The organism is Faecalicatena contorta, from assembly GCF_021531995.1.
Taxonomy (GTDB): Bacteria; Bacillota; Clostridia; order Lachnospirales; family Lachnospiraceae; genus Dorea_A; species Dorea_A contorta_A.
Map to the genome: position 1 here is coordinate 17,505 of NZ_JAFBIZ010000029.1, position 11,588 is coordinate 29,092.

The window sequence follows — 11,588 nt, forward strand, 5'->3', positions numbered from 1 at the left end:
AAAAGGAGATTGTGGTATGTTATATTTATCAAGAGAAGATATCAGTAAGGTTATCACCATGAAAGAAATTATTGCTTCTGTAAAGAATGCATTTGAGATGGTGGCAGAGGATACCGTTGATATTCCGCTCAGAGTAAAGATTCCGGCACCAAAGACAGAAGGGGAATTCCTGTTTATGCCGGCTTATGCAGAAAGTCTGGATGCGGCAGCAGTGAAAGTAATTAATATTTTCTCAAAAAATATTGAAAAGGGATTGATCAGTGCACCGGCACAGACGATGTTGATTGATGGTAAGACCGGGTATGTGCAGGCTATCCTGGACGGTAATTATGTTACACAGTTAAGAACAGGTGCTTCTTCAGGAGTGGCATTTGAGCTGTTGGCTAAAAAAGACGCAAAGATCGGCGGAATGATTGGTACGGGCGGACAGGCTGCAACACAGCTTGAGGCAATGATCTGTGCATGTGATCTTGAAGAAGTTAAGGTCTATGACCTGAACAGAGAGAGACTGGAAAACTTCTGTCAGACAATGAGTGAACAACTTGGTCATTATGGAACGAAAATTACACCGGCTGACAGTGCTGATGATGCAACTGTTGATGCAGATGTATTTATTACGGTTACTCCTTCACCGAAGCCGGTATTTGACGGAACAAAGATTAAACCGGGATGTACAATCAGTTGTGTAGGAACATATGAGCCGCACAAACATGAGATGGATCCTGCAGTGCTTCCAAGAACGAGCAAGATCTACTGTGATTCTGTAAGTGCAGCACTTGCAGAGACAGGAGACCTGCTGATTCCAATGGCAGAAGGGATTATCTCAGAGTCCGATATTACAGGAAATATTGGTGATGTATCTCTTGGAAAGATTGTCGGAAGAGAAAATGATGAGGAAATTATCGTATATGAGACTGTTGGAGTTGCAGCCCAGGATCTTTGTGCTGCGAAGGTAATCTACGACAGAGCGGTTGAACTCGGAATTGGAACAGAACTGAAATAATGATTAGATAGTTAAAGTGAAAAAGATATTTTGCATATTTCCAGATGATTCAAATACCCCGAAATAAAAAATCATATCTCCTGGAAGTGATTCAAGACACAAAAAACAGGCAGGAAGCAAACGCTTCGGCCTGTTTTTTGTGTCTTATTCAGCTGTGAATGTACCGGAAACAGATCCTACGGTAATCGTATAATCTTCACCGCTTGAGATATCAGGACTGCTGAGAATAACTACTGCAAAAACAGAGGACGGACATTCTTTGATAGTTACAGTAAATTTTATTTTGTAAAGATGACAACATGATTTGCCGGAAGTGACCTGGGTCAGAGAAAACATATAGAAAAAATAAATAAATATATATTAAATATAACTAATATCGATTAGACGGAGAGTGTTAAAAATTATACTATATATTATATACTTGGATTCAATATAAAATTGGAGGTAGAAAATGGATACATATTATAATCCGGAAGATCTGGCAAAGTTTGGAACAATGGGGGAGGAAGCACCGGAATTATGGGATGCTTTTATGAAATATTATGGCAGTGTTTTTGCAGATGGTGCTTTAACTGCAAGAGAAAAGTCTCTGATTGCGCTGGCAGTAGCTTCCGCAATTCAGTGCCCATACTGTATTGACTCTTACACGAATGACTGCCTGAACAAAGGTGTGAATGAGGAGCAGATGACAGAAGCGATTCATGTGGCATGCGCGATTCGCGGGGGTGCGAGTCTGGCTCACGGAGTGCAGATGAAAAATATCGTAAAGAAACTGGAGTTTTAGATGATGGAAGAGATGATAAGACTTGCCGAGACAACGAGTGTTCCGGCATTTGAAAACTGTATTCAGGATGAATCTTTGATGGAGACGCTGGATTCTCTGGAAGTACTGCAGATTAATGTTGGAAGATTATGCAATCTTGCCTGTAAACATTGTCATGTGGAAGCAGGACCGAAAAGAACAGAGATCATGTCCAGGAAGGTGATGGAAGATTGCATCAAGGTCTGCAAAAACTGGGGATTTGCGACGGTGGATATTACAGGAGGAGCACCGGAGATGAATCCGGACTTTGAATGGTTTGTAGAGGAGATGGCAAAAGTTTGTGATCATGTGATCGTCCGTTCTAATCTTGTAATTCTTCTGGAAGAGAAGTATGCACATCTTCCACAGTTTTATGCCGATCATAAAGTAGAAATTGTTGCTTCTCTTCCTTATTATCGTGCAAAAGAGACAGACAGACAGCGCGGGGAAGGTACTTTCGATGGAGTGATCCAGATGCTTCAGAATCTCAATGCGCTTGGATACGGAAGGAATCCGGAACTGGTGCTGAATCTCGTCTACAATCCGAATGGGGCATTCTTTCCACCAGAGCAGAGTGCAATGGAGACAGAATATAAACAACGTCTGATGAACGATCATGGAATCGTTTTTAATCATCTGTTTACGATTACGAATAATCCGACAGGAAGATTTGCTGCATTCTTAAAGCGTTCCGGCAACCTGGAAGGATATCTTCAAAAACTGTACGGAGCATTTAATGCAGCGACACTGCCTACCATGATGTGCAGAAATCAGCTTTCTGTAGGATGGGATGGCAGACTCTATGACTGTGATTTTAATCAGGCGGCGCAGCTTCCGGTTCTTTCAGGGGAGATGATCAGCGACCTGACAGATAAAGCATATGAGAAGAGACGAATCTGTTTTGGAAAACATTGTTATGGATGTACCGCCGGCCAGGGATCCAGCTGTGGAGGCGCAACGGAATAAGGAGGAAGAGATAATGGAAGAAAAAGCAATAAGAGAAAAATTCATAGAAGGCTATGACTGTTCGCAGGTTGTGTTGTCCAATTTTGCAGAACAGATGGGAATTTCTCAGGATGTAGCCAATAAGATTGCTGCATGTTTTGGCGGTGGTATGATGCAGGCAGATACCTGTGGTGCATTCACTGGTGCATTGATGGTAATTGGCCTCAAATATGGACATTATGATCCAGAACAGCTTCTGGCTCAAAAAGATATCATGATGGCAAAGAGTGCGGAATTCAAGAAAAAGTATTTTGAAAACCGTACGACATGTAATTGTAAAGAACTTCTGGGTTATGATGTCTCAACACCGGAAGGATTTCAGGAAGCTCTTGAAAGTGGAAGGATAATGTCATTCTGTCCGGAACTTGTAAAAGAGGTGATTGGAATTCTCGACGAAATGGTATAGAAAGGAGGGGAAAGATGAAAAGAAGATCTTTGATTGCTCTTGGACTTGCGCTGGTTCTTGGCTGTAGTGTACTTGGCGGATGTGCAAAGGAAAAGTCAGATCCTGTTGAGAGAGAAAAAATAGAAGAAAACGCAGATGAGAATCAGGCGGAAGGAGAAGAGCAGGAAGAAGAAATACCGGATGACGGAAAATTCCATGGGACATGGGTTGTAGATGCGCAGTATGCGGCAGGTCGGGTTGGGGCCGAAGATACAATCTTTGTAGATGGAAGAGGAGAAAAACAGGCGATACTTGGTACCGTTGAGGGTGCAATTGCAACTGTATGGCAGGATTGGTCCATTCAGGATGGAAAAGCCGGAGATGAAACATGGGGATGTATCCAGCCGCCTGAAACGTTGTCTCAGACTCTCGGCAATCTTGGAATCACCCGGGATAAGGAAGTGATCGTTCTGGGTGAGACACTGAATGGCTGGGGAGATGACGCCAGACTTGTCTGGGAGCTTCTGGCAGCAGGTTATACAGATGTAAAAATGGTAGACGGCGGCTACAGTGCAATCAAAGAGGCCGGAGCACCGACACAGTTTCTTGCATCAAAACCACAGGCTCAGGAAGTGACAATTGATGAGATTGATTACAGTCATGTCATGACAACTGAAGAACTTCAGAACAACTATGATGAATATAAGATTGTAGATGTTCGTACAGATGAAGAATATGATGGTGCAGTGCTTTATGAAGAAGCGCAGGGCGGACATCTGCCGGGGGCGATTCATATCCGTTATACGGATCTGTTCCAGGAAGATGGCACATTAAAGCCAAACAAAGAACTGATTCAGATGTTTGAGAATGCAGGTCTTACCAAAGAAGATAAGATTGTTACATATTGTACAGGAGGTATCCGGTCTGCGTATATGCAGCTGGTAATGGAAATGTGTGGATTTGAAAATTCATACAATTATGATCAGTCATTCTGGAGATGGGCAGTTGTAGGCGAAGTTGAGTAGTCTTCTTTAAGGGAGGATGAAACTCAATCAGAGAGATCAGAAAAGAGATGAACAAAAGGGAGCAATAGAATGAAATTTAGAAAGAGAATGTGGGCATGTCTGCTGGCAGTTGCTTTGATGATCAGTCAAAGTGGGATTACTGTGCTGGCGGCAGAACCTCAGATAAGCAATATCGTTGTATCCCCGGAGCATGTATCTAATGCAGGAGGAGTAGTGCAGGTCAATGTGACCGGAACAGGGCTGACTGCAGAGAACTGGGGAATAGAAGTACATACGTATAACGAATACGGGATCGATATGGACAGCAGGCTGAAAGCTACGGTTCTGGAGATCACTGAATCAGGAGCTACAATACAGATTCCGGCTAATACCATGAAAAATGGAATGGAATATCGCATTACGGCAGGCATCAAAGATGGCAGCAGTATTACCGGACAGGCACAGGCTGTTGTAACACAGGATCCAAAGGCTGACACAATAAAAAGAACTTACCGGAAAGTGGAAATGCTGGATGCCAGAACGGTTGTAGCAACACTGGATGCGGCTGTGGATACATCGCCGATTGACAAGTCTAAGATTTTTATTGCGAGTCAAAACAATGCAAATGACAATCACATAGAACTTGGCGAGAATGATCGTGTTACCGTATCTTCCAATGTAATCACAATTACGTTTGGAGAAAACATTGCGATAACAGGGACTTCTGCGCTGTATATCCAGGAAGGTGCATTTTATGCGACGGAGGACAATAAGACACTTGCAGTTAAGATGGAATACGATTGCTGGTCAATTACATCCAATCCAAGTGCTTCCTCTGTAGAATTGAGCGAAACGATTCTTGATCACAATGGCGGTACGATTACGGCAACTTTAAAGGGAACCAGGCTGGACGAAGCGACTTCCATCGAAGGAAAGATTCTTTTGGCAGGTGAGACAGAGACACCGACAGAGATTGCAGTAGCAGTTACTCCTGGTGCAGAACCGACTCTTACCTATGAACTTCCCGCAAATGATACGGAGAAAGCAATATCCTATATACTTAGTGTAAAGGTGAATGGAAATACCGTCAATGAAGGAACTGTGGAAAATCCGGCGAAAAGGGCTGTTGTAACGGTACTTCCGGAAGGAACAGATAAGAATGCCCAGGTTCTGAGCATGGCGACCATTACCGGAAACAATAAGCTGGAAGGTGTGGGAGACAATAAGAATATTACGGTTGTTGTATCCAAACAGCTTGGTGAACTGAAAACGGTGATGACTCTCTATGGAACCAATATGGATCCAACCGTAACCAGGGTGCGTGCCATTGATGAAAATGGAGTGATCTGGCCGGTGTATGATATCCCGGAGTGAGATGGAACTGTACGATTCGTTGCAATCGCAGGACCAAATAAAAATGGTGTCGTTGGAGATGGAAATACACAGACAATAGAGATTCTGCCTCCGAGATACTGTGGAACCAATAAAACATATACACTTCAGGTTGCGCTGGATGGAGTTCACTTTATCGAAGATCCGGTTGTAACACTGACTGTTAATAATGAGGCTGTCAGAGGCGAATCTGAGTTCGTAGAATGTGGCCCGTCCAACATGAAAAAAGTTGTAGTTGATCATATTGAGCAGGGAACCGGGAAAATATTGGCCGAGTCAGATATTTTCTATGGATATTCTGTTTCTATGGTACAGCAGTTTGACATTTTGCCAAAAGAGATACCTGGATACAAGATGGTAAAGGCTCCGAACATTGATGCTAATAAGGACTTTGTAGATAATGGAAGGAATTATACGTTCGAATATGTCAGGGATGGATCTTCCGGAGAGCCGGAAAATCCGGATACCGGAGGATGGAGAAAAGATTCTGTCGGCTGGTGGTATAAAAACGCAGACGGAACATATCCGAAGTCATGCTGGAAGCAGATTGACGGAGAGTGGTATTACTTTAATTCATCCGGTTATCGTGTGAGTGGATGGCAGAAGATCAAGAGTAAATGGTATTATTTCGATCTGTCTACCGGAATCATGGCTGCAGATGAATGGATTGATGACCTCTATTATGTGACAGGCAATGGAGCGATGGCGACCGGCTGGCTGGAGCTTGAAGAAGGATGGTATTATCTGAATAGCAGTGGTAAAAAACTGACCGGCTGGCAGAAGTCCGGAAGCAAATGGTATTTTCTCGATAAAGTAACTGGAATCATGCATGCGGGAGAATGGATTGATGACACCTATTATGTGACAGGCAGTGGAGCAATGGCGACCGGCTGGCTGAAACTTGATGGTAAATGGTATTATCTGAACAGCAGTGGAAAAAAACTGACCGGCTGGCAGATCATTAATAATATCTGGTATTATCTGGATCCGACAACCGGAATCATGTATGAAAATCAGTGGCTGGAGGATACATACTATCTAAAGACGGGCGGAGCAATGGTGACCGGCTGGTTCCTGATTGGTGAAGATTACTATTATTTCAATACAAAAGGGAAGAAAGTAACCAGTCAGTGGGTAGGAAATTATTACCTGAAAGCAGACGGAACCATGGCAAGAGCTGAATGGGTAGATCAGGAAAAGTACTATGTAGATGAAAATGGGAAATGGGTCCCGGGAAAAACAAGATAGATATAATCAATAAATAGCACGTATATATGGGAAGTGTCGATTGGACGCCATAGATAAAGATTGCTATGATATAAAGTATAGTAAATTATATATATGCTATTGAAGAGGTATAAAAAAGGAGGAGATAGCAATGAGAAAGAGAATGTATGCTCTTTTACTTGCCGGAGTAATGGTATTCAGCCAGAGTGGGCTGACTGTTATGGCAGCAGACGCAGTGGAGACAGAGACGCCGGCGGTTGTACAGGCGGCAACGACGGTAACGCCGAATAAAACTAGTATCCCTGCGACAGGCGGGTATATCATTTTTACTACGGATGGCGAAGTAGAAGACTGGTCTGTATGGGTAGGAGATCAGGAATTGGAAGAAGAACAGGATTATTACGTAGATGTAATGTCAAGTATTCGAACTGCTGTGGGATTTTTTGAGAACCCAGGAACTGAGGCGCGTACACTGACAGTTATTTTGGATGGTATCAAAACAGAAATTACTCAGGAAGCAGCTGAAAATACAGGAATTACAGGAGTTACGTTGGTTTCCAGAACATTTCTTGCAGATGGAAAAACAGAATTTGTCTATGATGTGGAAGGACAGGATCTGCAGGAAGTGGGCATCCGCGTAAAAGAGGGAATCAACAAGACAATCGATGGTTCCAAGTACGAGGTAAAGAGAGAAGGAACCGGTGCAAAACAGAGAGTAACGATCACATTCGTTCCATACAGCCAGCTGGGTGAATTTGATGATGTATTGAATTGGACGATTCGCTTCTATCCATCATCTTCCGATATGACATCATCCAATTATAAGACAGCTGATATTCAGATCATTAAGGATGAGACACCGGCTGCAGATGCAGCAATCACTTCTGTAACAGCATCCGCAGAAACGGCTGCTTATGCGAATGGAACAGTTGAACTTACGGTTGCAGGTACAGGTCTTGATACTGCAGATCTGGAAGTAACCGCAGACCCTGCAGATGGTGTAAGTATTGGTACATTTGCCGGAACAGCAACAGAGCAGAAAGTTACAGTTTCCTTCCCGGTGAACGCAACAACTTCTCCGGTAGCATACAAGTTATCTGTAGGATTAAAGGGACAGGAAGAGAAAAAAGATGTTACAGTTAATGTAAGCGGAGCAAATACAATCTCCGGCGCAGATGCATTGAAAGAGCCTGCTAATATTCTGGATGTTCGTGAATTAGAGACACGCAATTCAGTGGGACATGTTCCGGGTTCCATGTTCTGCCCGCAGTTCCCGTTAGATGATCCATCTCTGGATGAAGTCATGCAGACATATGCACAGCGTTTTGTAGGCACAACACAGCCAATCTACGTTTTATGTAAGGGTGGAGTGAAAGGTGCACAGAGAGCTACACTGAACCTTCTTACAGCAGGTGTAGAACCGGAGCGTATCTTTACGATCGTAAAAGGTGCATCAGATACAGACATTAAAGCAGCTCTGACAACAGATCGTTTCAATGATCCGATCGAATGGAATTATGTAGATGCTCAGACAGCAGTAGATGCTGCAAATGATGCAAACAGTGGTGTACATATGCTGGATACCAGAAAAGCTTCTTTATACAAAGCTGGTCATCTGAGACGTTCTGTATCTATGCCTGTATTAGATGAGGATGGAGTTATCCAGGCAGAATTATTAAATGAACTTGCTGCATTTGCAGTAGAAAATTATCTCAGTGATGAGGAACCGATCTACATTCTTTGCAATTCCGGTAACAAACTGGCAAAGACAGCTGTATCACTGATGATGGATGTAGGAATCTCACTTGACAGATTATTCATTATTCAGGGCGGTGCAGCAGGTGAAATTGTAAAAGCAAATCTGATCGTGGAAGGCGAATGGGTAGCAGATTCCGTTGGTGTATGGTATAAGAATCCGGATGGAAGTTATCCAAAGGCATGCTGGAAGCAGATTGACGGATACTGGTATCACTTTGATGCAAAGGGATATCGTGAGACTGGATGGAAGAAGATCAACAGCAAGTGGTACTTCTTTGATGAAGACGGCGTGATGTTAGCAGATGGATGGCTGGAAGACGGTGAGGATTACTATTATCTGGATGCAAACGGAGCAATGGTAACTGGCTGGTTACCACAGGAAGAAGGCTGGTACTATCTTGCAGGTAATGGAAAGATGGTAACCGGATGGGTGAAATCCAGTGGAAAATGGTACTACATGGATGATGAAACAGGTATCATGCTGGAAGAAACAGGTATCGTAGATGAAGACGGTAATGCATATTATCTGAAGAAAGGCGGAGCAATGGCAACCGGCTGGCAGCTAATCGAGGGTGATTATTATTACTTCGCAAGCAGCGGCAAGATGGTAACCGGATGGGTACAGTCTAAGAATGTATGGTATTACATGGATAAGACAGAAGGATACATGCTGGAAGAAGCATGGACTCCGGATGGAAACTACTATCTGAAAGCCGGCGGAGCAATGGCAACAGGCTGGCAGAAAATCGACGGAGCATGGTATTACTTCTCATCTACCGGTAAAAAAGTAGTAAGCAAATGGGTTGGCAATTACTACCTGAGCGAAGACGGAACCATGGCAACATCCGAATGGGTTGACGGTGGTAAGTACTATGTTGACGAAAATGGAAAATGGGATCCTTCCAAAACCAAATAATATATCAGGCAAGTAATAATTCCTGAAACCGAGAGGTGCAGAAGATATTCTGCACCTCTGATTATACAGGGAAAAGGAGTGTGAATTGTGCACATGAAAGGGAAATATCTTGCAAAGCTGTTATCTGTGGCTCTGGCAATTTTGGTCGTGGCGGGTACAGCAGCCGGAACAGAAGTAAAGGCGGCTTCCATACCGGTGTATCATGATATTCCGGCATATCAGCAAAAGGATGTATTTTCGGAAGAAAGAGTAAAGGTTCAGGGAATCACAGTCGAAGAGGTTGTAAATGACACTGTCAGTCCGATTGTGACGAAGGCAATCGAACAGCCGGTAAAATTTGTTATTTATAATAGCACTAAGCAGGAAATTGAACAGACGATTACATCGCAGAACGGAGTCCTTCCGGAGTTGAATCTGGTAAATGATCATAACTATATTATCTATGCGGAGGATTCTGATTATGAGATGAATAATGTATATCTATGGATCAGGAACGGAATACCGGTGGATATCAAAAATTATCAGACGGAGTATGATTACCCTGAAGTGGAAAGCCTTCAGCTGTATCGCAGAGAAACAGAAGAGCCGGATCCGGATCACAGAGTCATGATCAATCTTCCGGTTTATTATTATGAAGGGCTTATGCAGAATATCAGATTTAAACTGGTCAGTGATGTAGAAACCATTGAAACTACCAATAAAAAGGGGTATCTGAGAGAAGAACTTCTGGAAGATGTGGTTTATATGGTTACGGTTGAAAATGATACCTATGATATGGAACCATTACCGATCACTGTGAAAGACAAGTCTGAATACGGTGCCGGAAAGTATACCTACAATCATTCTAATTGTGCAAGGGTTGAGTCGATTCAGCTGGTAGATAAAAAAGACGCACATCAGAATGATACGACGATTACCAGTCTGTCCGGAAATACGGTTGCAACAGGGATGGATTTTAAAGATTATCTCTTACTCGATAAAGAGCTGGATCCAGACATAGTCAGCGGATTAGAGAGCACAGATTATGATGTGATTGATCTGAAAATTGTCAATCCACATCGGTGGGAAGTATCAAAACTTGCAGCAGGGGAATACAAAATTACCGAAAAAACAGACATGAATAAGCAAGTGAAACATGTATATTATCTTGACAGTGAGAATCAACTCCAGAAACTGGAATTCAGTCAGGCAAGTAACAGAGTGACATTTACCATAAACAGCATGTCTTTATATCCGATTGTGATAGAATATGAAGTGTCGGAAGAAGAACCGGATCCTGCGGCAGGTGAATGGCATCATGATTCCAGAGGATGGTGGTACCGTAATGCAGATGGAACATATCCAAAGAGTTGCTGGAGAAAGATCGATGAAAAGTGGTATTACTTTAACTCGAACGGGTATTGTGTGACCGGTTGGCAGAAGATCAAAAATGTATGGTACTATTTTGACTCCGAAGGCGTCATGCATGCCGATGAATGGATTGAGGACACCTATTATCTGAAGAGCAGCGGAGCAATGGCGACCGGCTGGCTGAAACTTTCCGAAGAAGGAGAGGAACACTGGTATTATCTGAACAGCAGTGGGAAAAAATTGACTGGCTGGCAAAAATCCGGGAACAAATGGTACTATCTGGATGCAGAAACGGGTATTATGCATGCAGAGGAGTGGATCGATGCGACTTATTATGTACAGGCAGACGGAGCAATGGCGACCGGCTGGCTGAAGCTTTCCGGAGAATGGTACTATCTCAGAACCAGTGGTGCCAGAGTCTATGGCTGGCAGAAGATTAATAATATCTGGTATTATTTTAGTGATACGACAGGGATCATGCTCCATGATGAGTGGCTTCTGGATACCTATTATCTGAAAGGCAGTGGTGCGATGGCGACCGGCTGGCTTTCTATTGACGGAACATATTATTATTTTGCGTCTGATGGAAAGAAAGTGACCAGTCGCTGGGTAGGCAACTATTATCTGAAAGCAGATGGAACAATGGCTGTCAGTGAAAGAGTGGATAATAATAAGTACTATGTGGACGAAACAGGAAAGTGGGTTCCGGGGAAATAATAATCATATAGAATAGTGTAATATAATGG

At 43.1% G+C, this 11,588-nt stretch carries 9 protein-coding genes; all 9 read left to right on the forward strand.

The features are described 5' to 3' along the window. Positions 1 to 16: 16 nt before the first annotated feature. The 9 genes from JQM82_RS05865 to JQM82_RS05905 all read left to right on the forward strand — a co-directional run bounded on the left by JQM82_RS05865 (position 17) and on the right by JQM82_RS05905 (position 11,559). A complete protein-coding gene (locus tag JQM82_RS05865; protein ID WP_235249120.1) occupies positions 17 to 1,003 on the forward strand; it encodes an ornithine cyclodeaminase family protein in 987 nt (328 codons plus the stop codon). A 451-nt stretch (positions 1,004 to 1,454) separates the two neighbouring features. Continuing rightward, entirely contained in the window at positions 1,455 to 1,787 is a 333-nt protein-coding gene (locus tag JQM82_RS05870) for an arsenosugar biosynthesis-associated peroxidase-like protein (protein WP_235249121.1), read from the forward strand. A gap of 3 nt (positions 1,788 to 1,790) precedes the next feature. Beyond that, positions 1,791 to 2,771, forward strand: a complete 981-nt coding sequence (gene arsS, locus JQM82_RS05875) for an arsenosugar biosynthesis radical SAM (seleno)protein ArsS (protein WP_235249130.1) — start codon at positions 1,791 to 1,793, stop codon at positions 2,769 to 2,771. A 13-nt stretch (positions 2,772 to 2,784) separates the two neighbouring features. Continuing rightward, on the forward strand, positions 2,785 to 3,216 hold the full coding sequence (locus JQM82_RS05880) for a C-GCAxxG-C-C family protein (RefSeq protein ID WP_235249122.1): 432 nt from the start codon (positions 2,785 to 2,787) through the stop codon (positions 3,214 to 3,216). Between the two features lie 14 nt (positions 3,217 to 3,230). Beyond that, positions 3,231 to 4,220: a rhodanese-like domain-containing protein gene (locus JQM82_RS05885; protein WP_235249123.1), complete on the forward strand. Its 990-nt coding sequence runs from the start codon at positions 3,231 to 3,233 to the stop codon at positions 4,218 to 4,220. 69 nt (positions 4,221 to 4,289) lie between these two features. Further along, on the forward strand, positions 4,290 to 5,573 hold the full coding sequence (locus JQM82_RS05890; protein WP_235249125.1) for a hypothetical protein: 1,284 nt from the start codon (positions 4,290 to 4,292) through the stop codon (positions 5,571 to 5,573). Positions 5,574 to 5,810: 237 nt separating this feature from the next. Beyond that, complete coding sequence (locus JQM82_RS05895; protein ID WP_235249126.1) at positions 5,811 to 6,839, forward strand: hypothetical protein; 1,029 nt, start codon at positions 5,811 to 5,813, stop codon at positions 6,837 to 6,839. A 130-nt stretch (positions 6,840 to 6,969) separates the two neighbouring features. Then, positions 6,970 to 9,492 carry a rhodanese-like domain-containing protein gene (locus JQM82_RS05900; protein WP_235249127.1) on the forward strand — a complete coding sequence of 841 codons (2,523 nt, stop codon included), beginning with the start codon at positions 6,970 to 6,972 and terminating at the stop codon, positions 9,490 to 9,492. Between the two features lie 93 nt (positions 9,493 to 9,585). Further along, positions 9,586 to 11,559 (forward strand): hypothetical protein, encoded by a 1,974-nt coding sequence (locus JQM82_RS05905; RefSeq protein WP_235249128.1) that lies wholly within the window; start codon positions 9,586 to 9,588, stop codon positions 11,557 to 11,559. Positions 11,560 to 11,588: the final 29 nt, after the last annotated feature.